This window comes from Maribacter spongiicola, from assembly GCF_052119685.1.
In the GTDB taxonomy this organism is placed as follows: domain Bacteria; phylum Bacteroidota; class Bacteroidia; order Flavobacteriales; family Flavobacteriaceae; genus Maribacter; species Maribacter spongiicola_A.
On sequence record NZ_JBGQOO010000008.1, the window covers coordinates 14214 to 40259 of the forward strand.

At 35.4% G+C, this 26046-nt stretch carries 19 protein-coding genes and 1 other RNA gene; 4 read left to right on the forward strand and 16 right to left on the reverse strand.

Annotated elements, in window-relative coordinates:
* Positions 1-7: 7 nt before the first annotated feature.
* Entirely contained in the window at positions 8-1699 is a 1692-nt protein-coding gene (locus tag ACEN2N_RS12725) for a M23 family metallopeptidase (protein ID WP_441824679.1), read from the reverse strand.
* 193 nt (positions 1700-1892) lie between these two features.
* Between ACEN2N_RS12725 and ACEN2N_RS12730 the strand changes: the two genes are divergently transcribed.
* From ACEN2N_RS12730 to rny, 4 genes are all read left to right on the forward strand, one after another.
* Positions 1893-2183, forward strand: coding sequence for a hypothetical protein (locus tag ACEN2N_RS12730; protein ID WP_441824680.1), 291 nt, complete (start codon positions 1893-1895; stop codon positions 2181-2183).
* A 13-nt stretch (positions 2184-2196) separates the two neighbouring features.
* Positions 2197-2493 carry a cell division protein ZapA gene (locus ACEN2N_RS12735; protein ID WP_441824681.1) on the forward strand — a complete coding sequence of 99 codons (297 nt, stop codon included), beginning with the start codon at positions 2197-2199 and terminating at the stop codon, positions 2491-2493.
* Between the two features lie 56 nt (positions 2494-2549).
* Positions 2550-2659: non-coding RNA, 6S RNA (gene ssrS, locus ACEN2N_RS12740), on the forward strand.
* A 50-nt stretch (positions 2660-2709) separates the two neighbouring features.
* Positions 2710-4278, forward strand: a complete 1569-nt coding sequence (gene rny, locus ACEN2N_RS12745; protein ID WP_441824682.1) for a ribonuclease Y — start codon at positions 2710-2712, stop codon at positions 4276-4278.
* 387 nt (positions 4279-4665) lie between these two features.
* Here the strand turns inward: rny and ACEN2N_RS12750 are convergent, their stop codons facing one another.
* The 15 genes from ACEN2N_RS12750 to ACEN2N_RS12820 all read right to left on the reverse strand — a co-directional run bounded on the left by ACEN2N_RS12750 (position 4666) and on the right by ACEN2N_RS12820 (position 26008).
* Positions 4666-5877: a sensor histidine kinase gene (locus ACEN2N_RS12750; protein WP_441824683.1), complete on the reverse strand. Its 1212-nt coding sequence runs from the start codon at positions 5875-5877 to the stop codon at positions 4666-4668.
* 135 nt (positions 5878-6012) lie between these two features.
* Positions 6013-8031 (reverse strand): DUF349 domain-containing protein, encoded by a 2019-nt coding sequence (locus ACEN2N_RS12755; protein WP_441824684.1) that lies wholly within the window; start codon positions 8029-8031, stop codon positions 6013-6015.
* Between the two features lie 148 nt (positions 8032-8179).
* Positions 8180-8932 carry a shikimate dehydrogenase family protein gene (locus tag ACEN2N_RS12760; RefSeq protein WP_441824685.1) on the reverse strand — a complete coding sequence of 251 codons (753 nt, stop codon included), beginning with the start codon at positions 8930-8932 and terminating at the stop codon, positions 8180-8182.
* The gene (locus ACEN2N_RS12765; protein WP_441824686.1) at positions 8904-9923 is read right to left on the reverse strand and encodes a DUF368 domain-containing protein; all 1020 of its coding nucleotides are present in this window, start codon (positions 9921-9923) and stop codon (positions 8904-8906) included. The genes ACEN2N_RS12760 and ACEN2N_RS12765 overlap by 29 nt, the downstream gene beginning before the upstream one ends.
* A gap of 13 nt (positions 9924-9936) precedes the next feature.
* Positions 9937-10851, reverse strand: coding sequence for a DUF368 domain-containing protein (locus ACEN2N_RS12770; protein ID WP_441824687.1), 915 nt, complete (start codon positions 10849-10851; stop codon positions 9937-9939).
* 17 nt (positions 10852-10868) lie between these two features.
* Complete coding sequence (locus tag ACEN2N_RS12775) at positions 10869-12272, reverse strand: tetratricopeptide repeat protein (RefSeq protein WP_441824688.1); 1404 nt, start codon at positions 12270-12272, stop codon at positions 10869-10871.
* A gap of 104 nt (positions 12273-12376) precedes the next feature.
* Positions 12377-13552 (reverse strand): aspartate aminotransferase family protein, encoded by a 1176-nt coding sequence (locus tag ACEN2N_RS12780; protein ID WP_441824689.1) that lies wholly within the window; start codon positions 13550-13552, stop codon positions 12377-12379.
* 9 nt (positions 13553-13561) lie between these two features.
* Entirely contained in the window at positions 13562-15217 is a 1656-nt protein-coding gene (locus tag ACEN2N_RS12785; RefSeq protein ID WP_441824690.1) for an OstA-like protein, read from the reverse strand.
* Positions 15218-15336: 119 nt separating this feature from the next.
* Positions 15337-16320, reverse strand: coding sequence for a ThuA domain-containing protein (locus tag ACEN2N_RS12790; protein WP_441824691.1), 984 nt, complete (start codon positions 16318-16320; stop codon positions 15337-15339).
* Between the two features lie 20 nt (positions 16321-16340).
* Complete coding sequence (locus ACEN2N_RS12795) at positions 16341-19502, reverse strand: PVC-type heme-binding CxxCH protein (RefSeq protein WP_441824692.1); 3162 nt, start codon at positions 19500-19502, stop codon at positions 16341-16343.
* Between the two features lie 86 nt (positions 19503-19588).
* Positions 19589-21025: a Gfo/Idh/MocA family protein gene (locus ACEN2N_RS12800; protein WP_441824693.1), complete on the reverse strand. Its 1437-nt coding sequence runs from the start codon at positions 21023-21025 to the stop codon at positions 19589-19591.
* Between the two features lie 11 nt (positions 21026-21036).
* A complete protein-coding gene (locus tag ACEN2N_RS12805; protein ID WP_441824694.1) occupies positions 21037-21834 on the reverse strand; it encodes a 3-keto-disaccharide hydrolase in 798 nt (265 codons plus the stop codon).
* A gap of 151 nt (positions 21835-21985) precedes the next feature.
* On the reverse strand, positions 21986-23257 hold the full coding sequence (locus ACEN2N_RS12810; protein WP_441824695.1) for an adenylosuccinate synthase: 1272 nt from the start codon (positions 23255-23257) through the stop codon (positions 21986-21988).
* 19 nt (positions 23258-23276) lie between these two features.
* The gene (locus ACEN2N_RS12815) at positions 23277-23753 is read right to left on the reverse strand and encodes a Fur family transcriptional regulator (RefSeq protein ID WP_441824696.1); all 477 of its coding nucleotides are present in this window, start codon (positions 23751-23753) and stop codon (positions 23277-23279) included.
* Positions 23754-23803: 50 nt separating this feature from the next.
* Positions 23804-26008: a RelA/SpoT family protein gene (locus ACEN2N_RS12820; protein ID WP_441824697.1), complete on the reverse strand. Its 2205-nt coding sequence runs from the start codon at positions 26006-26008 to the stop codon at positions 23804-23806.
* Between the last annotated feature and the right edge of the window lie 38 nt (positions 26009-26046).

The window sequence follows — 26046 nt, forward strand, 5'->3', positions numbered from 1 at the left end:
AACTATATTATTTTCTATAAAAAGAGGTGGTTAAGGTGTTTGTATTGCCTACATTATCTGTAACGGTAACTTCAAGAACACATTGCGTTTTGTCTTCTATCTTATCGTCAAAATTATAGGTCAATGTATTACGTTTTGGTTCGTATTCCATCAGTATCCATTCCCCATTCAAGGTTGCCGAATAGGTATCTACACCACTTAAATCATCTGCTATATGAACACTAAGATATTTGTAATTGTTAAGCCATTGTTTCTCTTTAAAATTTTTGGTTCTAATGGTTGGCGCAACAGAATCTCTTGCTAAAGTATAGGTGCCTAAATTACGGGTACGAGTAGTAAATTCATTACCTCTCTTATAGGTGCTTGCGTGGTTGGGTCTAAGTTTGTCATCTAATCTTGCAATAAATAATTGCTTTTGTATCTCGTTCGAATATTTTGAGACATCAAAAGTAATGGTGAAATTTCTATGTGCCGGTACCGTGTTGTTATGAATGGTTACTGTGTCTTTTCCTTTTTTTAGATCGATATAAAAATCTTCGTAAAAGGTATTGGTGGGGAAGTATACTTTAGCAGCGCCTAAATCAAAATTATTTGGTTTTTTTGCAATTACATAATTATCGGTTTTGGCAATTTCTTTTTTGTTTCCCAATAAATTTTTTGTTCCATCAATGGGTATATTTAACACTATTTTATTACCGGCATAATCTTTAATCAATAATTTGGCGGTATAGCTTAAACCGTTGGCTACCGAAATTAATCCCTTGTTGTATAGCTCCTTATAGATGTTCAGGTTATTACCCGCCGATTTAAAGCTCTTTTGAATACGCTCTCTTGTTCGGCCATAATAATCGTAATCTACCAATGTGTTTATATATCTGGTTTCACCGAATGAAAATGATTCGAAGTCGTAAAGTGAATATATTTTACCGTTTACACTTAGTTCAACACTATATACTCCATTTTTATTTGCAGCCATATCTAACCTATCAAAACCAACAAAACCGAATCCGATGTCACCAAGGGCAGAAACTTTATCTGCTAAAAAAGTGCCGTCGCTCTGTTTGCTGAAATTTATTTGTGTTCTCTCATAATTACTATTTACATGAGATTTGTCATTTAAGGGATACGCGAAAAGTTTTTCAATTATAGGGTTGGTGGCATCTGCAACGTCTAAACCATACATTAATGGGTTGGTGGGCTTTTCAGAAATACTACTTCTTATTTCGAAATGTAAATGCGGACCGGCAGAACCACCCGTGTTGCCGCTATAAGCTATTAATTCGCCTTTCGATACTTTTAACTCTCCGTAATCAGGAAATACCTCTACCTCAAAAGATTTTTTATCGTATTGTAGCTTTTTTATATAAGCTTCGATAGCGGGAGAGAATTTTTGAAGATGCCCGTATACAGAAGTGTATCCATTTGGGTGAGCGATGTAAAGAACTTTGCCATAACCCCAAAGTGAGACCTTAATTCGGGTAATAGTACCATCGCCGATAGCGTTTATAGGAATGCCTTCTCGTTGTTGCGTTTTAATGTCAACTCCAGAATGAAAATGATTTGAACGTAGTTCGCCAAACGTACCCGCTAAAATGATGGGGATATCCATTGGTGGTCCAAAAGCATCTTTCGGATAATTTTCTTGTGCGAAAAGACTAAAACAAAATAATAATAACAGACCAAGGGATATTTTTTTCATAGGTAGACAGCAATAGTGCGAAAATAATTAATCAATAACAATTCCGTGAAGTTGAGGACGCTAAAATTATTATAAAGAGTTTATTGTTATGTATTCTGAAATTAAGAACAACAGATTTACGAATATTTCACAAAACTATTGCTAAGTCATATAATGTATGTTAACTTTGTGTAAATCGCATTGACTGTAATGTATGAGCGAGTTAATTAAAATCGTTGATTCTTTAGAAAATAAAATTAGCAAATTGTTGCATAAACTTGAGGTTTTAAACAATGCTAATAGTGAATTGGAAAAAGAATTGAGGAATATAAAATCTTCACAAGAAAATACCAGTAAAACGGTATCTGAATGGGAAGAAAAATATAATTCACTCAAACTTGCAAATTCAATGCTTGGCAGTAATACAAACAAAACAGAAGCTAAGCTTAAAATAAATACATTAATACGAGAGTTGGACCATTGTATAGCTCAATTGTCGGAGTAATGTTTATAATAATATGTCAGATAAGCTCAAAATTAAACTTTCGATTGCTGATAGGGTCTACCCATTGACTATTGATCCTGCTCAGGAAGAAGGTTTGCGTAAAGCCGCTAAAAATATAGAACAGTTGGCTAAAAAATTTGAGCAGAACTATGCAGTTAGAGACAAACAAGATGTATTGGCCATGTGTGCCTTGCAGTTTGCTTCTAAAATTGAGCAGAGTGGCATAGAGCAAACAGAAGGTACCAAAGAAGCTGAAGAACGTTTAAAAGCGTTAGAAGATTTGGTGAGTTCTAAATTGGCTTTAAAATAAAAACGTTCTTTTAAATATATTAAGTTACTGCCCACATTGGTAATACCTTTTGACAAACTCAACATTTATTTTTTTAAGAAGGGTGAGTTTAGATTGTAAAAGCAAGCCCTACTCGTATAGGGATCCTTGATCAGTCTGTTAACCCTAAACCTGTTTACCGGAGTTTGATCAAAACTTCTCCAATGTGGGCTTTTTTTTTTATTAATAAATTACACTATGGATAGTACAATGATAATTATTGCCGCAATAGTTGGGCTGGCGATCGGTTTTGCAATAGCAAAATTTTTGGAAAAAGGGAAAGCCTCTAAAACCATAATAAACGCAAAGAAAGACGCTGAACGCATATTAAAAGATGCAAATGCTGAGGGAGAGAGTGTCAAGAAAGAAAAGATTTTACAGGCGAAAGAGAAGTTTTTAGAATTAAAAGCTGAACATGAGAAGGTTATTAATAGTAAGGATAAAAAAATAAACGATGCTGAAAAGCGTACAAGAGATAAAGAATCTCAAGTGAGTAGTGAGCTTGCCAAAAACAAGAACATGAACTCTCAGTTAGATGGTAAAATGAAGGAAGTCGAACAGAAAATAGAATTGTTCGAAAAACGTCATGAAGAGTTGGATAAAATGCATAAAAGCCAAATTCAACAATTAGAGGTTATATCTGGTCTTTCTGCAGATGAAGCTAAAAATCAGTTGGTACAGAGTTTAAAGGAAACTGCAAAATCTGATGCTATGGCTTATATTCAATCTACGGTTGAAGAATCTAAACTTACGGCACAACAAGAAGCACGTAAAATTATTATCAATACTATACAACGAATAGGTACTGAAGAGGCTGTTGAAAACTGTGTTTCTGTTTTTAATATTGAATCTGATGATGTAAAAGGACGTATCATTGGTAGAGAAGGTAGAAACATTAGAGCATTAGAAGCTGCTACAGGTGTTGAAATTATTGTTGATGATACTCCAGAAGCTATTATTCTTTCTTGTTTCGATTCAGTAAGAAGAGAGGTAGCAAGACTTTCGCTTCATAAATTAGTAACCGATGGTAGAATTCACCCTGCAAGAATTGAAGAGGTAGTTAAGAAGACAGAAAAGCAGATTGAAGCAGAAATCGTAGAAATCGGTAAGCGTACTGTTATAGACTTAGGTATTCATGGATTACACCCAGAGTTGATTCGTGCAGTGGGTAGAATGAAATATCGTTCTTCTTACGGACAAAATCTTTTGCAACACTCTAGGGAAGTTGCTAAACTTTGTGGCGTTATGGCTGCTGAGTTAGGATTGAACCCTAAGATAGCTAAACGTGCAGGTCTTTTGCACGATATTGGTAAAGTGCCGAATACTGAAAATGAAGTAGAAACTCCACATGCAATCTTAGGAATGCAATGGGCCGAGAAATACGGAGAAAAAGAGGAAGTTTGTAATGCTATTGGTGCTCACCACGACGAAATTGAAATGAAAACTCTAATTGCACCTATCGTACAGGTTTGTGATGCTATTAGTGGTGCAAGACCTGGTGCAAGAAGACAGGTGTTAGATTCTTATATTCAGCGTCTAAAAGACCTTGAAGAGGTTGCATTTGGCTTTAGTGGTGTACAGAAGGCTTACGCAATACAAGCTGGTAGAGAGCTTCGTGTTATTGTTGAGAGCGAAAAAGTAAATGATGATAGAGCTGCTCAATTGTCGTTTGAGATTTCACAAAAAATACAGACAGATATGACCTATCCTGGTCAAGTAAAAGTTACGGTAATACGTGAGACAAGAGCTGTCAATGTAGCGAAATAATTTTAAATTAGAATATATATAAAATGCCTCTATATTATAGAGGCATTTTTTTATGGGATATGCAGAGAGTTCATCCAATTCTTCAACTTCTCTTCTACTAAAGGTGATAGTTTATTTTTTCTTCCTTTCGGCATCTTTCGAGTAGTAAATACTTGGTATTCTATTGTTTTTGCCAAAGTATTCATTTTTTCAAGGCTGAAGATTGTTCTGTTTCTTTTTCCCTCATGGCGGAAATTACAGGTAGTATTTAGAACGGAGAAGGCTTCTCGTTGTAGTATTTTAGATTGACCTTTGGTAGTATCGCTATCTTTTTTTTTGAGCTTAAGTCAATAAAAGTATATACGATTACTACGACCCATAAAAAAAATTTGACAGGGGTTAGCAAGGTTAACCTATATTTTTGGAAAGGGTAAAATTAAAATACACACCTTTTTTATCATCTTTTCTTTTGCCAATGCTAATTGTGCCACCAAGTTTATCTATAAGAGCTTTAATAGTGGATAAGCCAATACCAGTATCGTTGGTATTTTCTGTACCCAATTTTTCAAAAAGTGTAAAAACTTTTTCCCAATATCGCTCGGGTATTCCTGGTCCGTTATCCTCGTAGGTAAACTCATAGAAATCTTGATCTTCTTTAAAACCTATTAATATATCAATAGTAGATTTATCGGTGAATTTTATACTGTTAGAAATTAAATCTCTGAATATTTGATGAAAACTATTAAGTGAGTGGTTTATAGTTTCATTGCAGCTGTCTAATTGCAAATGAACCTTGGTAGCATTAGTTTGTTTGTTGAGCACCGATTCAATTTCTTTAGAGATATTGAACTCTTGCAAGGTTATATCTGCATTGGTTATAGCATTATAGTTAATGATGCCGTTAATTAACGATTCCATAAACTCTACTCTATTATCGATAATACTTAGGTAATTTGGAATTTCAGTCTCTTTATAAAAATCTGAGTAATCTTCTTTGATAAAGCCAACTATAGAACTTATGCCTAATAGGGGTGTTTTCATATCATGAGCCAAACGATAAGACAAATGTTTTAGCTGATCGTTCTTTATACGTAACTCTTCATTGATAATTTTTTGCTGAATATTCTGTCTTCTAAGTTCTAGTTGAGCCATTACTTGATCGGCAAGATCTTTTAATGAAGCCCTTTGTCTTTCGGTAAATTCTTTTCGGGGTTTGATATCTATCACGCATAACGTACCTATAGATTCACCATCTTTGGTATTTAATGGAGCACCTGCATAAAACTGTACTGATGGACCTCCGGTTACCAATGGATTGTCAAAAAAACGGTCATCTTGATTGGCATCGTTGACAACGAATAAAGAGTCTGGTGTGTTTATGGCATGAGCACAAAATGCTAAATCTCTCGGAGTTTCGGTAGCATCTATACCATGATGCGATTTAAACCATTGTCTATCTTCATCTATTAAAGAAACTAATGCCATAGGCGTATCGCAAATATCTGCTGCAATACGGGTTATGGCATCGTATTCTTTTTCTTCTAAGGTGTCAAGAATGTTAAAGCTCTTTAAAGCTTTAAGACGTTGTTTTTCGTTTGTTGTTATTTCTGGTTTAACCATACTTTTAATAGTACGTTATTTCTTATATAAAAAACGTTCAAATTGCCTGATTGGTATATGTCTTCCAATTATCAAAAATATCAACTTAATTTATATAAATCGATATAATTATATAGTGGTCTTAAATGGTTGAATTTATTCTTCCGTTTTAGTTTCTTCAGATTCTTCAACCTCTTCGTCTTCTTTGTTAAGGTTGTTTTTTAAGATGTTCAATTTTTTCAATTTAGCTTTCCATGCTGCTAAAGATTCTTTATGCTGGTTGACTCTTTTTATAACATCTTGCACCAAAGGATTACTTTCAGATGCATTTGAGAAAAACTGTAAATTGTTTTCTAATTGCCTTATTTCATCTTTACTTTCATCAATTTTTTTTCTGATAAATGCACGCTCATTCTGTATTGCACGTTCTTGATTATCATTAACACTCAGCTGTTGAATCTTATTGCCGTATTTCAACAATTCAGACTCTTGCTTACTTACACCACTTTTTTGGTAAAGCGCATCAATGATTTTATCAAATCTTGAATTAATATTTTTCTTTTTAAAAGGAACTCTACCATATGTTTTCCATTCTTCAGAAAACTTCTTAATTGCAGATAGATCTTTCGTTTTATCGCCACTTAATTCAAAGGCTTTAAGACGGTCAATATATTCCTCTTTTTGTTTAAAATTGGCTTCCTCTTCCTTAAAGGCATCATTTTTAAGAGCGTTTAACTTGTCGAAATAATGATTACAAGCGGTTTTAAACTCTTTCCATAATTTGTCTGAGTATTTTCTTGGAACATGCCCTATTTTTTTCCATTGCCCTTGAATGCGTTTCATTTCTGCCGTGGTAGCATCCCAATCATCGCTATCTTTTATGGTATTCGCAATTTCTAAAAGCGCCCTCTTTTTGTCTAAATTTTCTTGTTGGTCTTTTTTGAGATTTTTGTAGAACGCATTTTTATTCTGATTGAATGCGCGCACGGCTCCTTTAAAACTATTCCAAGTTTTAGAATTTAATTTCTGAGGTACCTGACCAGCTTTGAAAAAAGCCTCCCTTAATTCTTCTAATTTTTTAATTTGTTGTTGTAGCGTGCCATGATTACTTGAGACATTCGAACTTAGTTCACTAATTTCGGCAATAATAGCTTGTTTGCGTGCTAAATTTTCTTCTTTTATCTGGTCAAGATTCTTAAAATAATCTTGTCTTCTTTCATGAATAATTTTGGTTGCAGCACTAAAACTATCCCAAATAGCTTCTCTATGATCTTTACCTACAGGGCCCAAATCTTCTTTCCAGATTTTATGTAATACCTGTAATTCTCTAAAAGCTCTATTTAAATCGGGCTCTTTCGAAAGCTCTTCAGCTCTTGCCACAATTTTAGTTTTTTCTTCTAGATTATGCTTAAAATCTAAGTCTCTTAAGTCTCTATTGATATTTAAGAAGTCGTAGAATATTTCTATGTGATGGTGATAGGTCTTCCAAACGTTAGTGTAATCTGCTCTTGGTATAGCACCTGCATGACGCCATTTCGCCTGTATATCCTTAAAGTTATTGTAAGTCGTATTTATATCTTCTTCAACATTTACAAGAGATTTCAACTGTTCAATAAGGTCTAATCTATAGGCAAGATTCTCTTTATGACTTTTTTCTAAGCTTTTATAATGTTGATTGCGTTTATCTCTGTAGTCTGTATATACTTCGTTAAACTGTTTTTTGTCAACTGAATTATATCTAAAATCAATTTCATTACCACCGTTAGAAATGAATTCTTCTTTCTTTTCTTCTAGTAGTTCATCAAATTTTTGGTTGAATTCATCCTTAATAGTATCAACATGCTTTCTAATGGACTGAACTTTTTCATTATTTACTAATCGCTGTAGTTCACCCACCAAATTTTCCATGCTCATTTCATGGTAATCAGGCATTGGTATTTCATGCCTTTTTTCAGTGTCGGTATCTTCAGCATCTTCAGCATTAGAATCATCAATTTCTTCCATAACATCGGCTTCTACTGACTCTTCATTAGATTTAGTTGATGTTTCGACTTCTACCTCTGTCGATTCTTTAACAGAATCAACTGTTTCTGACACTGCGTTTTCAGCAGTTTCTGTTACAGTTTTTTCATCTATTGAATTCTCTGTTAATTGTTGTTCTTTATCCTCAGACATAATCCTAAATTATATGTTTACAAGATAGTGACAACCCTACGATTGGCAAAGAATTGATTGTTCTTTTTAGCTATATGTAATTGAATACATCTTAGCAAAATCAAGAATTTGAAATGTATTACTAAAAGAGAAGTTTAAGAACAGAAGGTTACTGGTTCCAAATCTCCCAAGATTTTTCGGCTTGAAACTCTAGCATTCTATGTCCGTTACAAATCGATGCCCCATTGGCTTTACCCGCAGATAAAAATGCGGTTTCTTCTGGATTATATATGAGGTCAAAAAGCAGATGTGCTTCACTAATTTTCGAATACGGTATTGCAGGTTTCTCTTCTATTTTAGGGAAAGTGCCTACCGGAGAACAATTAATGATCAAGGTGTGTTCAACTATGATATTATCGCTGAGCTCATGATAGGTATACCCATCGTTTTTTCCGCTTCTAGATACAAAAGAAAACGTAATGCCTAATTCTTCAAGTACAAATGCCACAGCTTTTGATGCCCCACCGGTACCTAAAATCAGTGCTTTTTTATGATGATCTTTTAAATGGGGTTCAAGTGATTTTTGAAATCCGTAGGCATCTGTATTAAACCCAACTAAACCATTTTTAGTAAATTTTATGGTATTTACGGCACCTATCTTTTTGGCTGCAATATCGATATCGTCTAAAAAAGCCATGACTTCTTCTTTATAAGGAATGGTAATATTTAGTCCTTGTACATTTTCAGTTTTTTTAAAAATGGTCGGGAATTCTGAAATCGATTGTAAATCAAAGTTTTGATATGAGCAATTATCCAATCCCATATCTTCGAACTTCTTTTTAAAATATCCTCTTGAAAATGAATAAGAAATATCTTTTCCTATTAAGCCGTAGTTAGCTTTCTGTCTTTCTGTTTTTTCCATACCAATCTAAAAGTAACAAAATACTAATACCAAATATAATAAAGAAAATAGCCGTCCAGTTTTCTACAGTGGTCATATCTGGCAAAAACCGTTCGTAGTTCATTATTATGCCTTTTCCGTTAGAGTCTAAAATAGTCTCCCCATCTATTCCTGTTTTAAAAATAGTTTTTTTCCAAGGCCAAACAACTCCTAATGATCCTGTTATAAATCCCAATATAGTTGCCGTAGTAACATGTTTATAATGTTTTAATACGAAAGTCAATACATGAGAAAGAGTTACTAGACCAGTTGCTGATCCCAAGGTGAACACAGCTAAAATTTTAAGGGTATGTAATCTTTCGGTATTAGAAGTGAAACTAAAATCACCTACTAGTAATTCTGAGAAAGTATCGTATAATGCGTTTACAGAGTCTACGAGTAACAGCACATAATTACCTAATAGAATTAATATGAATGAACCCGAAAGTCCGGGTAATGTCATGCCCGACACACTGATCATACCACATAAAAAGATGAATAATAAGTTATCGTTTTCTTTCGCCGGACTAAGAAAACTGATAGCAATACCAACACTCAGCCCTATGATGGCAGCCGTAAATGTTTTCTTTTTCCAATAATCGAAATCTTTGCCTATATAGTAAATAGAGCCTAGAATCATACCAAAAAAAGCTGACCAAACATATAGCTCATGTGTTACTAAAAAATAGTCTAATAATTTCGAAATGCTGAAATAGCTAACGAGCATACCGAAAATAAGCAGTGTTAGAAATGGACCATTTATATATCTGTAGAAACTTTTAAGTCTACCACTAATTAGAAGCTTAAAAGCTTTGGTATTTATTTTTTGAAGGGAATAAATGAATTCTTCGTAAAAACCGCCTACAAAAGCAACAATACCGCCAGATACGCCAGGTACTTTATTGGCAGCACCCATACAAAGCCCTTTTACGACCAAGAAAAATTTATCGGTAAAGGATCGGGGTTCGTTCATGTAGGTTTTCGCTTTACTTCTTAGAAGCTGATTTTTCTAATATAAAAATAAGAGAAAAACCTATTACAGCGGCTACAATAGCAAAGGTTAATTGATTATCGCCTTGAAAAGCGAAAGGTGAGATGTTTTCATCGATTATAATTTCTTTTTTACCAATCTGAATAATCTCAATTATATTCTTCCATGGCCATATTTTGTTCAACGATCCTAAGATAAAACCTGTTAAAACTGCAAGTGTCGCATCTTTATAATTGGTAAACATCCATTTTAAAACTCGAGCAAAACTTAAAATACCAAATGCAGCACCAAATGCAAAAGTGATAACAATACCAAAATCTCTTTCATTAACAGCTTCTAGTACAGTTTTGTAAGAGCCCAGCAAGACTAATATAAAAGAACCGGAAATACCTGGTAAAACCATGGCACAGATTGCTATCGCACCCGATAAAAATATAAATGGTAGGCTTCCAGAACTAGCAGAAGGGGGTAAGGTCGTAATATAGAAAGCACTTACGGTACCCATTATGAATAATAGAATAGCTAGAACATTCCATTTTTTAATCGATTTGGCTACAAAAATGACACTTGCCAAAACCAAACCGAAAAAGAAAGACCATGTAATTATTGGGTGTTCTTCTAATAACCAAGCAATGACTTTTGATAGCGAGAAAATGCTAATCATCATACCCAAGACCAAGGCTAATAGAAAATTGCCATTTAATTTCTCCCAAAAATTTTTAAAACCTTCGTCCTTTAGAATTTTTAGAGTAGTAAGGTTGACGTTATTTATAGAAGTAATAAATTCTTCGTAAATGCCTGTTACAAAAGCAATTGTGCCACCAGATACGCCTGGCACTAATTCTGCAATACCCATTGCCATACCCTTTAGGGATATGAACGTATAATCTTTAAGTTTTCTATTGTTCATGAAATGTAGAACCTTTTCTATGAGGTTTTATTGTATTTTCTTACAATTTCTTGCGTCCATTCAGACTTGCCATATTCTGGAAAATTTTCAGTGAACAAATGTAGTTTTTTCAGCTTCTTGTCAATTTTCAACGCATCCATTAACATGATACGTGCGTTTATTGGATCTTCGGCCAATAATAGGTAACCTACAGAATTATATAATAGCTTTAAATTATCAGGATAAAATTCTCTTCCTTGAGTTAAAATTTCTACTGCCGCTGCTTCTTCTCCATTAATATGCACTACTTCTGCCCAGTTTAACCAAGTTTCCAATTCAAAGTTTCCTAAATCTACCGCTTGTTTAAAAGCGAAATCTGCTTGGTCATAGTTTTTTAGTGCCATATGAATATTGGCACATTTTTTCCAGTATTGCGGATTTTCACCATCTATATTCAGCGCTTTGTTGATGTAGAAAATAGCCTTTTCAAAATCTTTAATACTGTAATATAAATTTGTTATCGCTAACCAACCTTTATCTAATAAGGGATCTTCATGAACGGTTTGGTAGAAATAGTATTTTGCCATCTCGGTATCTTTCAACTTTTCGTAACATTTTCCTATTCTTAAAAATGCGTGAGATGTGGGATCCTCAATAGAAATGGTCGTCTCGTAATTTTCAATAGCCTCTTTATACCTTCCTAATTTTTCTAGCACCTTACCTTTTTCAAAATAAGCTCCTATAAAAGTATCATCAGAAATAATGGCAAAATCAAAAGCCGTTAAGGCTTCGGTAAACATATGTTTATAGTAATACTGTTTACCTAACTGATGCCACGCAACTTCGCAATATGGGTTGTTTTCTAAATAACCGTTTAAATAAATAATGGCACCATCATAATCTTCAAGAAACTCAAAACAATACACCACATTGTAAAGTGAAGAATAATCTTCTTCGTCGAACTCTACACATTTCATAAAGCTTTCTTTGGCATTTTTGAAGTTGTCCATAAACAGATACTCCATGCCCAAAAGGCTATAAATATCAAAACTATTGTCGGTGAAGCTTAATGCTTTTTGAAGCAAATCAATGGCACCTTCGTGATCATCTCGTTTCGAAAAGATATTGGCACGTTGAATATAAATTTCATCGTTGTGTTTATCTAATTGTTGTAGTTCATCTAAAAGTGCTTCAGCTTTTTCCATCTGGTTTTCGAAAACCATGACTTCAACCTGAAGTAATTTCAATTCTATCGAAGCTGGGTGTTGCTGTAGGCCTATTTTAATTCCTTTTTTAGCCAAAGAAATCTTCCCATGATTTAGGTAGTGGTGCACAATATCCTCAAAATCTTCGGCATCAAAGAAATAGACATCGTCTGTCTTCAACATTGATTCGAATTTTGTAATTGGCTTGTCCGGTCTCTCGTTAGATTCTAACGCCATAGGAACTTTTTGGTTTTACAAGATATTTTAAAAGTAAGTGATTGTATGGGGTTTCAGCCATCTTAGGAATCGATATTATTAACAAATTAGTTAACAACGTTGATTTACATGGAGTTAAGAAGTGCTAAAATTATTGCGCAGCCTTCTTTAATTTCTTTATCTGAAATGGTTAATGGCGGAGAAATACGTACGGCTCTATTTTCGAACAGTAACCAGAATAGAATTAGGTTTTTCTCTTTTGCTCGTAATACCAGTTCATTAGCTGTTACTGGCGTATCCATTATTAGGGCAAGCATTAAACCTCTACCTCTAATTTCTTTTATCTTCGGATGTTTTAATAGCGATTTAAATAGTGCTTCCTTCCTTAAAGTTTCAGTAATCAAATTTGAGTTTAATAGTACGTTCAGAGTTGCCAAACTTGATGCTGCAATTACAGGATTACCACCAAATGTAGTAATATGACCCATTTTCGGATTCTCGCTCAAGGTATGCATAATCTCTTTGCTTGCCGTGAATGCACCAACAGGCAAACCAGATGCCATGCCTTTGCCAATAACTAAAATATCGGGAACACAATCAAAATGTTCAAAGGCGAATAATTTTCCTGTTCTGCCGAAACCTGGCTGTATTTCATCAAGTATAAGTAATGCGCCCATTTCTGTACAACGCTCTTTTACTTTCTTTAAATAACCATTTTTAGGAAGTATAAATCCTGCACCACCTTGTATTGTCTCCAATATTACGCATGCAGTTTTGGTGGTTATTTTCTCTAAATCTTTATCGTTGTTGAATTCAATATGATAAATATCTGGCATCAAAGGTCTAAAAACACTTTTACGTTCTTCAAAATCCATAAGGCTCAAGCTGCCCATGGTATTACCATGATACGCAGATTTTGCCGCTATTATTTGTGAACGTCCTGTATATCTTCGGGCTAATTTTAAAGCGCCTTCTATGGCTTCGGTTCCTGAATTTACCAAATAGGTAACCTCTAAAGGTTCTGGTAAATTATCTGCCAGTAATTTTGTATACGTTGTTGCTGGTGATTGCGAATATTCACCATATACCATTACATGCATATACTTTTCTACCTGATTTTTAATTGCTTCAACAACTTCTGGATGGCAATGACCAAGTGTACATGCTGAGACACCTGCAACAAAATCTAGATGTGCATTGCCATTGGTGTCATAAATATAACTGCCACTGGCATGAGATACTTCCATCCCTAATGGATACGGAGATGTTTGAGCTTGATATTGTAGAAAGTCTTTATTCATGTCAAAGACTTATTTTATTTTTTTCGGATTCCCAGTTTTTTTCGGATCTGTTGCTTTATCCTGCCCTGGAATATTGTTAATAGGGTCGGTAGCGTTTTTGCTTCGTTGTTGCTCTTCGGCATCAATATCAATAGGGTTGTCAATGCCGTTAATAACAACAAGTTTTAAATTGTTATCGTCTTCGTCAAAAATATCTTCTTTGGTAAGAATACGCTCATCGCCGCGCCAAATAAAGCCTTTTAATATTCTACTATTTTCAGGTAAATCTTTTTCAGGAAATATATCGCCGTCGGGATCAGTGTAAAATGTAAGATCTTCGATATCATTTTCTGCCATAGTAATGCGTATTTTACTGCATACCGTTTTATCGATGCCAATAAGTTCATCATCATCATTATACATATAGTATACTACTTCTGTATTCTGGACTAGGTCGATAATCTTTAATTCGTTTTCAATAAATTGTCCGTAGAGGTTGATACCTTTTGCTTGGTTATAGCCCGTCATGCTGACACTATCTAACGAAATAATAAATGCATTTTGTAATACTTTAAGCGAATCTAATTTTTCAGTTTCTAAGTTCGATTTTAGGTGAATGCTATCACCCGTCATTTGGTTGGCACCGTTCCAAATAATTGGATTTTTAATTAATTGAGTTATGCCTGTTGTTTGGGCAGAGTGTATGCTATCGCATTTACCGCTTAAATCGGTTTTGTAGAATTTTGCATTTCTAAAAGCACGTAGAATTCTATTTTCTGGTTTACCGGTTACCATCAAAGTATCGCCATGTACGTAAAGTGAATCTCTTTCTTGTACCGAAATAGAAACCGCTCTACGTGTAGCAAAAACTGAATCTTTTGCCTTGTAAACTTCGGCATAATGTGCTCTAATTATTCCGTTATTGATGGTGTCTGTTACAGTGATATTATTGGTCGCAGACGCAAATTCTTGTAGTTTATTAAAGTACACACTATCACCTTCAATAATTCTGTTGTTATAATCTATTCGCGTGTTTTTAATTCCGTAGCCGCTTTCAATTTTAGTATCGTAAAATCCTCTTTCACAATATATTTTATAGGTCTCGCCATTAATGGTGGACGGACCGTACATATAAGCATTCTTAGAAGTGGTGTAGTAATCCAACTGCTCAGAATCTAAAGTATATTCCGGATTCTTTACGTGTACACTATCTAAAAATTGATATTTTTTAAGCTCCATAAAATACTTGCCAATTTTACTTGTCAAAGTATTTGCAGAATCTATTACGGTACCATTATCTTGATAAAAAGCTTCCTGCTTTTCGCGATCTAAACGAAGGGTGTCTGTTCTGAGCGTCATGTCTGAGTTTGTCAGAACAACATTGCCCCAAGCCTTCGCTAATTTTATATCACCTAAATAGTTGATTTTTTTACTCGTCATTTCGACGGAGTCACCTTGCTTCAGAACAACATTTCCTATAGCTTCTAATCGATTCTCTAATTGGTAGTAAATAGCAACATCGCACCATAAGTCGGCACCTTGATGTTCAAATTGTACTTGTCGATCATCTTTACTAAATATAGATGCACCTGGGTATTCAGCTTCATTTTTTGTGAAGTTGGCACCATAGACAATATTTATTTGTTTTGATTCTTCTTCACTTTTAGCATCTTGGGCTATACCCAAAATTGTGAAAGTTAAAAATAACAAGATGGTCGCGCAAAGGGTTTTCAATCTACTTTTTTTTCAAAAATAGAACATTTTAAAAGAGCGCATAAAACTATTAGCATACATTTAGTAAAGTACTACTGTATCGACTCTGGTTTTTGATTCTTTTTGAATTTTTGACCGAACCCTGAATTGTTGGGTAAGAAGGGATCTTCTAAGGTTACATTTACGCCGTCTGCAGGAATACTATCTTCTTTATCTAATGCCCAATAGATTCCGTTCATTGCAATTTTACGAACAACGGGTAGTTTAAAGTCATATGGATGCCCAAGTGTTGTAAAGAATACTCTTGCTTTTTTACCTGAAGTTCCGGTATAGCTTTTGGTCCATGCAACTGGGTTATTTAAAGAGAACTCTTCTAATTTGCCATCGATTTCATGTTGCGATTTTGTGGAGAGCCCCATAAGAAAAGGCTCACTATCTCCTTGAAGTTTCCAATCGCCACCATCTACATGGTACAACCAGCTGTAGGCTTCGAATTCTGAAAATCCTTTTAAAATTGGGTTGTCAGCATGACCTTCTTTTATTGATATTTTGGTTACAGGAAATTTACCATCATCAAAATGACCATGGTGCGTAATCCATTGTTGACCAAAAACCTTTGCGGGCCAAGCTTCATTGAATTCGGTTAACGTTGAATCATTATCATATTTAAAGGCATGGGTAGATGTTCTAAAACCGACTATTGGTTTGCCAGATTCTACGTAGTCGGTAATATAATCTCGTTCGCCCTTTAGTAGATTTCTAAAACGCATAAATACCACCATTAAATCTGCTGTTTCTAAAGCTTCAAGCCCTGCAATATGATCAGTTCTGTTAGGGTCAATGAAGCCTAAACTATCTACGGAATAGACAACGGTAACTTTTGCACCCAGTTCTCTTTTTGCTAATTTTGCCAACATGGGGAATGATTCTTCTGATCGATATTCTTCTTCACCAGTTACGAAAACAATATGAAGTGGTTTGGTTTCTTCAGTTTTCGTTGCTGTCTTTTCTTTGGCTTTTTTTCCACATGCGGTTAGTATGCTTATAAAGAGTAGTGCTATATATTTTAATTTCATAGGATCTATTTTATGATTATTTATTTCATGGGATGCTCTTCTAATAACTCATCTGGGGTATAAAAACTGTTACGATCCTTAGTTGCTTCTCTGACCTCTTTCACTTTATTGGGGTCAATAACTGATGCCTTGTTGCCAAAGGAATTTCTAACATAAGTAAGAACTGCTGCAATTTCATCATCTTTTAAAAGTCCTTTGAAAGCCATCATAGGTACTTGGCCTTCATATTGATTGCCCATTATATTCATTGGTCCGTAAAGTCCGTGTAATGCTAATTTTATCAATCGTTCTTCATCTCCTAAAACCCATTCTTGACCCACCAAAGTTGGGTAGCCCGCTTTTTGTAAACCTGCGCCACTTTCTTGGTGGCAGGTGATGCAATAGCCTTCTGTTTCGTAAATTTTCTTTCCTTTTGCGAAGACTTCTAAATCGTTTCCTTTTAGGTGCGATGCTAGAATTTGTTCTTTATTTTCTTCAAGAAAGTTACCTGTTAATCTTGTTCCGGCAAAACTGAAAGAATCTTGCATCCATTTGTCTAGAGGATAATTTTTGGCGACTTCCAATATTTCTATACCTTCCGATTTAGGTAACCAAGATGCTGCGGTAATTGCTTCCAATCTAACTCTACCATGGTTATCGGCGGCAGCAGATTTCATCAATTCTTGTGCATTATTTAATTGGTGCCCCATATACCGTACTACTCGAACTGCTGCTGCACGAACTCTATGGTCATCAGATTTTAGTAGTGATTCTAAAAGTGTTGTATCTACTTTGTTCATGCCCCATGAAACCCATAAAGATTCTAGGCGATTGTGGTCATAATTACTATTGTTTTTATCTAAATTATTAACCCAAGTACTTAAATATTTTAAAACTTCATCGGTATTTCGACCTCTTAGCTCGCGACGTGTTCTGTATCGAGTTCGATACTCTGGTAATTTTAAATTTTCGAGTAGCTGTTCTATAGAAGCTCCATCAACTTTGGCGGGTTTTACTAGAGGTCTAGAAGGGTAGGTGATTCTGTAGATTCTTCCATGTACGTGATCTCGTAAAGGGTCGCGTGCATTATGCTGCATGTGCCCGATGAGTACATTGTGCCAATCAACAATATATAATGACCCATCTGGCGCAAATTCCATTTCTACAGGTCTAAAATTAGGATCGGTACTCGTAATTAAATCTTGTCTGTGTTTAGATGTGTAGCCTGTACCATCTTCCATCATTTGATGTTGCTTTAAACCTAAGAACCCGATGGAATTTGCTAATAACATATCTCCTTGAACTTCGTCAGGGAAATGGCTGCTAGATATAAATTCCATTCCAGAAGTTGGTCTAACCCGATGTGCTTCTTCAACCAATTCTTCGGTCAATGGAGATGAAATGCCGTAAATTGGTTTTAAAGAACTCGCCATCATCCAATTTACTGCCGGACCCGAAGTGTGTAAAAAGAAATCTTGTCCCCATTCGTCAAAAGCAATTCCCCACGGATTCGGAATTGCCACTTGTAATGTGCGCTCTAAATGTTTTCGTTGCGGATTGTACCTGTAAAATCCACCATTTGTGGCTCGAACTGGTCCGTATGAGGTTTCAACATTCGTGTGAAGAAATATACCCTCAGACATATAAAATGCTCCAGAAGGATCTGCACAAAATGCCGAAATGGCGTGGTGGGTATCATGGTCATCAAATCCGCTCAGAATTATTTCAACGTTATCGGCCTTGTCATCTCCATCGGTATCTGTGTACAGTTTTAAGTTGGTGCCTTGACTGACATAAACGCCTTCTGGTGAAAATTCAAATCCGATAGGTAAATGTAATTTATCTGCAAATACCGTTTCCTTGTCTGCCTTACCATCATTATCGGTGTCCTCTAAGATAATTATCTTATCATTTGGCTTTGGGTCGCCTGGCTTGTAATGTGGATAAGAGGGCAGGGTAGCGACCCACAATCGACCTTTGTTGTCAAAAGATATTTGTGCGGGGTTAGCCAAATTGGGGAATTCTTTTTCAGAGGCAAATAACTCAACCTTATACCCATTGGGTACGGTCAACGTTTCAATTGCATCTTCTCCATACTTATAATGTAAAAGATCTTCGCCATTTGCTAAATTGTAATTGGTTTTTACAGGAGGTAGCTGAGTTGTTAGGGCATCAGCTGAATTTATATCATAAGTATTGCCTTGAGCGGTAGCCCAAATAGACGAATCTCTTATTGCGGTAAGTTCTCTTGTTTTTTTGATTTCATACGGATAATTATCAGTACCATATGGTGCATGACGTCTTCCAAAAACATGTACTCCGTTCGGTATCTTATAATCATTATGCCAGTAAAAATTCTTTTCGTTGATAGCTTCGTTTGTAGCTATTCTTTTATTTTCAGGTTTTATAGCTTTATTTCCGGTAAGTTCATCAGCTAAAAGTTTAGCGAATTTATCATATCCGGTTTTATTCATTTGAGAGCCATCTATGGTCAAATCTTTATCGGAATTTTGAAACCAAGTTTTTGTTGGGTTAAACACATCTATAAAAGGAACATTGTTAGCCTTACTGACTTCTTTCATCGCATCGGCATACAGGTTTAGATTATCATTTTCTGAGACTCCATTTGGCACATCAACATGGTCTGAAATATCTTCAAAAGCAATAGGCGAAACGATTACTAATTGCGGAGCGGTAACTCCATTATATTTCTGTTTCAACGTATGTTTGATAAATGCATCTAACTCTAACTTGTAATTTTCTACTCCGCTAATGCCTTCAAAAGATTCATTGTAGCCGAAAAAGGCTAAAATTATATCAGTTTCTAATCGTGAAAGCCATTCATCTGGAGTTTCAAAAACTCCTTCGCTACCAGAATTCTGTGCTAATTCTGTCTGAAATTTTTCTGCACCAGGAAAAGCCCATGGGGAAACACGCCCCGAATGCGGACGAAAACCTGGAGTGTCGCCACCATCGCACATGTTTCTTATAATTAATGAATCGTTTGGGTAGCGCAGTTGCAATTCTGTTTCTAAACTTCCATAATTCAACATTCTTGATCCTAAATTATTTCCTATAAAAGCAATAGTGGTATGAGGCTTTATTTGAAGTATTGGCTTTTTGTTTTCGGTGCAACTTTGAACCAATAGAACGCTAATGAGTAAAAGAGCATATCTAAAAATGTTTGTATAGATTGTTGTCATTTTGAGTAAGTAGTTAGCGGTTCGTTCCTTTAATTATACATATAAAAAAACCACTCGAAAGTGGTTTTGAAGTTTTAATAATTGATTTAGAAATTTCTATAATCGCCTGCTAAGAAAGCATTTGCCTCCTCTTCGGCGAATTTTGCATTCTCACTGTCCCAATGTAAAACCTGATTTGGGAACCTGCCGGCAATTACACCAAGTAATATGGTTTCTGTAAGCCTTGATGCGTATGAAAATGGAGCGGTAGTCTTATCTGTGCCTAAACAAGCATCTACAAATTGGTGGTAATGTTTAGGTCCCTCCAAATCATAATCGCGAATTGGTTTATCCATATTATTCACTTTTTCTACTGCTGCTATTTCTGCTGAAATATCTACATATTTACCATCTACTATCTTCTTTGGTAGTTGCATAAAGTGTGGTAGCAATAGTCTACCTTTTTCACCAATGAACATAGCGCCTTGATCTGGTAATGTACCTTCACCTGCAGTTTTGGTTTTCAAAGACATTTTGTCTTCCATAGAATCATCAGAAGTTTCTTTTGAATCTGTTATGTTCTCAGCTCCTGGTAGAATTAAGTCCACATGGTCTTTTGGTGCACCCGGACCATCGTACCAAACCCATTTTAATGTTTCGGTAGTATAATTGGTCTGCGGAAATTCGTAAGTCACAATATTGTTTTGCGGAAAACCGAATCCGTTTGGTTCTCTACATTCGTTTTTAATAGTCATTGGAACTTGAAGGTCTAGGGCGTTATACGGTGTGTCAAAGATATGAACGCCCATATCACCTAAAGTGCCACAGCCATAATCCACTAATTTTCTCCAATTTCCTGGGTGGTAAAAACCTTCTTTATATGGTCTTTCTGCTGAAGTTCCAAGCCATAAATTCCAGTCTAATGATTCTGGTACAGGGTCTGAGCCTGTTGGTTCGGCACCATCATAGCCCCAATCTTTCGGCGACCATGCACGTACTGTATGTACTTTACCAATAATACCCGATTGTATTAGTAAGGTCGCTAGTTTGTAATCGTAAAAGGAATGTACTTGTATTCCCATTTGGGTAACCAAGCCTTTTTCTTCTGCCAATTTGTTCATTGCTCTAGCCTCTGATACATAATGAGTCAATGGTTTTTGGCAATAGACTGGCTTGTTCATTTCCATTGCCATCATTGAAGCAGGGGCGTGTGTGTGATCAGGCGTAGAAACCACAACAGCATCAATTTCATCGCCCATTTCTTTTAACATCACTCTGTAATCGGTATATGTTTTTGCATTTGGATGTAGCTTTTTAGCTTCTGCCAAGTTGTTTGCATCAACGTCGCACAATACGGTTACGTCAACTTTATTATGAGATGAAATTGCCTTTAAATCTTCAGATCCCATATTACCAACACCAATATGCGCAGTACGAAGTCTGGTTAATTTCGTTTCTTCTTTTTTACAGGACCAAAGTCCTGATGGTAATAATACAAATGTGGACAAGGCCGCTGCGTTTTTTATAAAATCTCTTTTGTTCATCGGTGAGGTGGTTATAGTTTTTTAATTTTTATATTTCTAAACCATATTGGGCTAGAATGATCTTGAAAGCCAATAAAGCCAGTTTTGAATTTACCGTAATCTTCACTATTCTTCCATTTGTCTGAATTTTTTTTGGCGTACCAAGCTTCATCCCAAGGTACAAATGACACAACTTTTTTACCGTTTAGCCAATGCTCAACTTGTTCTGGAGTAAAAATGATTCTTGTAGTATTCCATTCTCCGACAGGGTTTAAAATTTTTCCTTCAGGGTCAGCCGCATGCATAGCATAATCAGAAGCCGTTTGTTGAAGGGGTTTTAATTCTTCTGGTTTGTCAGTATAGCCTAAGCTTAAGTTGTAATCGGTTAAATCATGAATATTGGCATAGTTCTCATCGTCTATCAATTGGTACTCTGGTGAAACTTCTGGCGGACTATCATAGCCTTCTTTTAAGTGGTAGAAAATACCGCTATTGCCACCTTTTGGTATTTTCCACTCTACATATAGTTCGAAATTGTCGAATTCTTCTGCACCATAAATAATATCAGTGCCACCGGTGTAGTCTTGCTCTTTTCCTAATTCAGTATCGAATTGTAATTCTCCATCTTTGGCAATCCATCCTGGTGGTAGTTCTTTGCCGTTATAAGCGCGCCAACCTTTGGTGGTGGTACCATCGAATAAAGAAATCCATTTTCCTTTTGTTTGCTGTTCGGTGGTGGCAGGCTCTTCTACTTTTTCTTTAGTTTCTGTTTTGCATGAAACGGCAAAAATCAGTAGAATGAATAGTGTAGCATAAGTAGTTTTTTTCATTCTTGAGAGATGTTGTTTTTAGCTGTTGTTGATTTGTAAAAATTTAAATTTTACATAGTACTGAAATTACAAAAAAAAAGAATGGCGATAAAGGTATTTCCCTATATCGCCATTCCTGTAAGTTGAACAACCTATTCGAGTCGCTAAATGTCTATCTTAAAATCGTCTGAGTTCTATCTGGACCTACAGAAACAATCTTAATTGGCACTTCTAATTCTTTTTCAAGAAATGCTATGTAGTCATTAAGTGCTTTTGGTAATTGACCGGCAGAAGTCATTTTTGTAAGATCTTCTTTCCAACCATCCATTTCTAAATAAACGGGAGTAACATTTTCTGCCTCGATATTATATGGAAAATGTTCTATTTGTTTGCCCTTGTAATTATATGCGGTACAAACTTTTAGTTTTTTGAATCCGCTAAGTACATCGCCTTTCATCATCATTAATTCAGTAACTCCGTTTACACGAACGGCGTATTTTAGGGCAACTAAATCTAACCAACCACAACGCCTTGGTCTACCGGTAGTAGCACCAAATTCATTACCTACGCGACCCATAGTTTCACCATCTTCATCGAAAAGTTCGGTAGGGAAAGGTCCGCTGCCAACTCTTGTCGTATATGCCTTGAAAATACCTTTTACTGCACCAATTTGGTTTGGTGCAACACCAAGACCTGTACAAGCGCCTGCAGCAGTTGTATTTGAAGAAGTCACAAATGGGTAGGTTCCAAAATCAATATCTAATAATGATCCCTGAGCACCTTCAGCCAATATTTTCTTACCTGCTTTTTGTGCTTGGTATAAATATTCTTCGCTATCAATGAAAGTTAATTGTTTTAAATCTTCAACAGCTTTAAAGAAGTCTGTTTCTAACTCGGCAAGATCATACTGAATATCTACATCGTAAAAGCTGATCATTGCTTCGTGCTTGTTCGCTAGGTTACGGTATTTTTCTTTCCAATCGCTTAATTCTAAATCACCGATTCGCATACCATTTCTACCAGTTTTGTCCATGTAAGTCGGACCAATTCCTTTTAACGTAGAACCAATTTTTGCTTTTCCTTTAGATGCTTCAGATGCGGCATCTAACAAGCGGTGCGTCGGTAATATTAAATGTGCTTTTCTTGAAATGAATAATTTAGACTTTACATCTAAATTAAATTTCTTCAATGCATCTAATTCTTTCTGGAAAATAACAGGATCGATAACAACACCGTTACCAACTACATTCACTGCATTTTTATGAAAAATTCCTGAAGGGATTGTGTGTAGTACGTGCTTAATTCCGTCGAATTCTAAAGTATGACCAGCATTTGGTCCACCTTGAAAACGCGCAATAATGTCGTAATCTTGAGTTAATACATCAACAATTTTTCCCTTTCCTTCGTCACCCCATTGTAGGCCTAACAATAAATCTACTGCCATCTAAATATTATATACTTGGTTAGTTCTCTTTAATTTCTTTTTTGCCTGCATCTTTTGCAGGAGTATTTTTAGTCCCGTAAAAATAAAGGGAATGTGTGTTTATCGTAATATCAAAAACTTCTTCGATTGTTTTCTTTATAGTTTGAATTCTTGGATCACAAAACTCCATTACCTCGCCGGTATCGGTTAGAATAACATGGTCGTGCTGACGGTCGAAATATGACTTTTCGTATTGTGCCTGATTTTTACCAAACTGATGCTTGCGTACCAATTTACAATCTAATAAAAGTTCTATGGTATTATATAATGTTGCCCTACTAACGCGATAATTTTTATTCTTCATTTTAATATAGAGTGATTCTATATCAAAATGCTCTTCACTTACATAAATTTCTTGAAGTATGGCGTAGCGTTCAGGTGTTTTTCTATGTCCTTTGTCCTCCAAAAAGGTAGTGAAGACATTTTTTACAATTTCTTGATTTTTATCAGAAGACATATTTACTACATTAATACACAAAGGTACAGTTAAATTTTAATTTCCTTTTTCTAAATACGAGTAACTTTATCAATACCGTTGATGTTCATTAAATTATCGGTCAGCTTTTTTAATACTGCCTTGTTCTTGACCACCACGGTAATTTTACCTTTAAAGGTGCCACCATCTGTACTGAAATTTAAATTACGCATATTTACGTGCATAATATCAGAAATTACTTCTGTAATATCGCTCACTAACCCCATGTTGTCAATACCCGTCATTACAATATCTGCTTGGTATTCTTGCTGAGAAGAATCTATCCATTTCGCGCTAATGATTCGGTAGGCATAATTAGATTGTAAAGAGATAGCATTAGGGCAGTTCTTTTTGTGAACCTTAATACCTTCAGATACACTAACAAAACCAAATACATCATCGCCAGGTATTGGGTTACAGCATAAAGAGAGTTTATATTCTAGCTTTTCTTCTTCTTTACCAAAAACCAACATGTCATACTTAGAGGTAATCTCATCTCTATTGATATCTTCTGGTATCGGCGTTTTACGCATGCGATTTTTGAAGAAACTAATGAACGCATTGCTGTATGATGAAGCAAAATCTTTAAGCATGGCATTGTCTATCGATCCAATACCAACTCTATAAAATAAATCTAAACTTGTTTTAAGCTTAAAGAAGGTGACCATTTTATTTATGGAATCTTCGTTCAGCGTTATTTTTTGTGATTTTAACTTTCTACGTAAAATTTCTTTTCCGTCTTCGGCAACAGATTTTTTCTCTTCCCTTAAAACAGATTTAATTTTTGCTCTAGCCCGTGCTGTTGTAGCATAGTCTAACCAGTTTTGATTTGGTTTTGCTTGGTCAGAAGTGATAATCTCAAGTTGATCTCCACTAGATAGTGTAGTATTCAATGGTACTAATTTACCATTGACTTTAGCGCCTCTTGTGCGCATACCTACTTCGGTATGTATGCTAAATGCAAAATCTAAGGGAGTAGCGCCTTTTGGTAAAGACTTTAATTCTCCTTTAGGCGTAAATACAAATATCTCTTTAGAATAGAGGTTGAGCTTGAATTCTTCAACAAAATCAACGGCATTGGTATTTGCGTTTTCTAATGCTTCTTGAAGCTTGTTCAGCCAAATTTCAATACCCTGTTCTTTTTGGTTACCGTGCTTGTATTTAAAGTGTGCTGCATAGCCTTTTTCGGCTATTTCGTGCATGCGTTCACTTCTGATCTGTACTTCTACCCATTTTCCTTTAGGTCCCATTACGGTGATGTGTAACGCTTCGTATCCGGTAGATTTAGGCGATGAGATCCAATCTCTTAATCGAACAGGGTTAGGGGTGAAGTGATCAGTTACGATAGAATAGATTTTCCAAGCAAGAAACTTCTCGTTTTGTACATCTGACTTATAGATAATACGAATTGCAAACTTGTCATAGATTTCCTCAAAAGTGACATTCTGGGCAATCATTTTTTTACGCATAGAGAAGATAGATTTCATCCTCCCTTTAATAATATAATGAAGTCCCTCTTTTTTAAGTGAATTATCAATGGTATCAGAGAAAGCATCAATATAGGCTTGCTGCTCTTCTTTACTATCTTCTATTTTATCTTTAATAGATTTATAAACCTCTGGCTCGGTATATTTTAAACTTAAATCTTCTAGTTCTGTTTTAATATTATACAGCCCTATTCTATGTGCTAAAGGTGCATATATGTATAAGGTTTCAGAAGCAATTTTTACTTGCTTATGCTCTGGCATAGAATCCATAGTGAGCATATTGTGATATCTGTCTGCAATTTTAATAATGATTACCCTTACATCATCATTTAAGGTCAACAACATTTTTCTGAAATTCTCTGCTTGTTGAGAGATATTCATGTCTTTCTTTAAATGAGATATTTTTGTGAGTCCGTCTACAATACGTGCGACAGTTTCACCAAATATGCGGTCAATATCATCTAAGGTGTATTCGGTGTCTTCTACAACATCGTGTAATAGGGCAGATGCAATAGATACAGCATCTAGACCAATTTCTGATGCTACAATTTTTGCAACCGCTATGGGGTGAAAAATATAAGCCTCGCCCGATTTTCTTCGTTGCGTTTTATGCGCGTCAACAGCTACTTCAAAAGCACTTCGTATTAGTTTTTTATCCTCATCCGTTAGGTTTTGGTAACTAATACGCAGTAATTCTTTGTACTCGTGAGCTATAAGCTTATTTTCCTCTTCTATTGCTGCCTGTGTCATACTAGATTAAAAATAAGATAATCTTATATGATGGGCAA

Excerpts from the sequence above, each read along its gene's own strand:
- ACEN2N_RS12725 (WP_441824679.1), bottom strand. The coding sequence starts at position 1,699 with ATGAAAAAAATATCCCTTGGTCTGTTATTATTATTTTGTTTTAGTCTT.
- ACEN2N_RS12730 (WP_441824680.1), top strand. The coding sequence starts at position 1,893 with ATGAGCGAGTTAATTAAAATCGTTGATTCTTTAGAAAATAAAATTAGC.
- ACEN2N_RS12735 (WP_441824681.1), top strand. The coding sequence starts at position 2,197 with ATGTCAGATAAGCTCAAAATTAAACTTTCGATTGCTGATAGGGTCTAC.
- rny (WP_441824682.1), top strand. The coding sequence starts at position 2,710 with ATGGATAGTACAATGATAATTATTGCCGCAATAGTTGGGCTGGCGATC.
- ACEN2N_RS12750 (WP_441824683.1), bottom strand. The coding sequence starts at position 5,877 with ATGGTTAAACCAGAAATAACAACAAACGAAAAACAACGTCTTAAAGCT.
- ACEN2N_RS12755 (WP_441824684.1), bottom strand. The coding sequence starts at position 8,031 with ATGTCTGAGGATAAAGAACAACAATTAACAGAGAATTCAATAGATGAA.
- ACEN2N_RS12760 (WP_441824685.1), bottom strand. The coding sequence starts at position 8,932 with ATGGAAAAAACAGAAAGACAGAAAGCTAACTACGGCTTAATAGGAAAA.
- ACEN2N_RS12765 (WP_441824686.1), bottom strand. The coding sequence starts at position 9,923 with ATGAACGAACCCCGATCCTTTACCGATAAATTTTTCTTGGTCGTAAAA.
- ACEN2N_RS12770 (WP_441824687.1), bottom strand. The coding sequence starts at position 10,851 with ATGAACAATAGAAAACTTAAAGATTATACGTTCATATCCCTAAAGGGT.
- ACEN2N_RS12775 (WP_441824688.1), bottom strand. The coding sequence starts at position 12,272 with ATGGCGTTAGAATCTAACGAGAGACCGGACAAGCCAATTACAAAATTC.
- ACEN2N_RS12780 (WP_441824689.1), bottom strand. The coding sequence starts at position 13,552 with ATGAATAAAGACTTTCTACAATATCAAGCTCAAACATCTCCGTATCCA.
- ACEN2N_RS12790 (WP_441824691.1), bottom strand. The coding sequence starts at position 16,320 with ATGAAATTAAAATATATAGCACTACTCTTTATAAGCATACTAACCGCA.
- ACEN2N_RS12795 (WP_441824692.1), bottom strand. The coding sequence starts at position 19,502 with ATGACAACAATCTATACAAACATTTTTAGATATGCTCTTTTACTCATT.
- ACEN2N_RS12800 (WP_441824693.1), bottom strand. The coding sequence starts at position 21,025 with ATGAACAAAAGAGATTTTATAAAAAACGCAGCGGCCTTGTCCACATTT.
- ACEN2N_RS12805 (WP_441824694.1), bottom strand. The coding sequence starts at position 21,834 with ATGAAAAAAACTACTTATGCTACACTATTCATTCTACTGATTTTTGCC.
- ACEN2N_RS12810 (WP_441824695.1), bottom strand. The coding sequence starts at position 23,257 with ATGGCAGTAGATTTATTGTTAGGCCTACAATGGGGTGACGAAGGAAAG.
- ACEN2N_RS12815 (WP_441824696.1), bottom strand. The coding sequence starts at position 23,753 with ATGTCTTCTGATAAAAATCAAGAAATTGTAAAAAATGTCTTCACTACC.
- ACEN2N_RS12820 (WP_441824697.1), bottom strand. The coding sequence starts at position 26,008 with ATGACACAGGCAGCAATAGAAGAGGAAAATAAGCTTATAGCTCACGAG.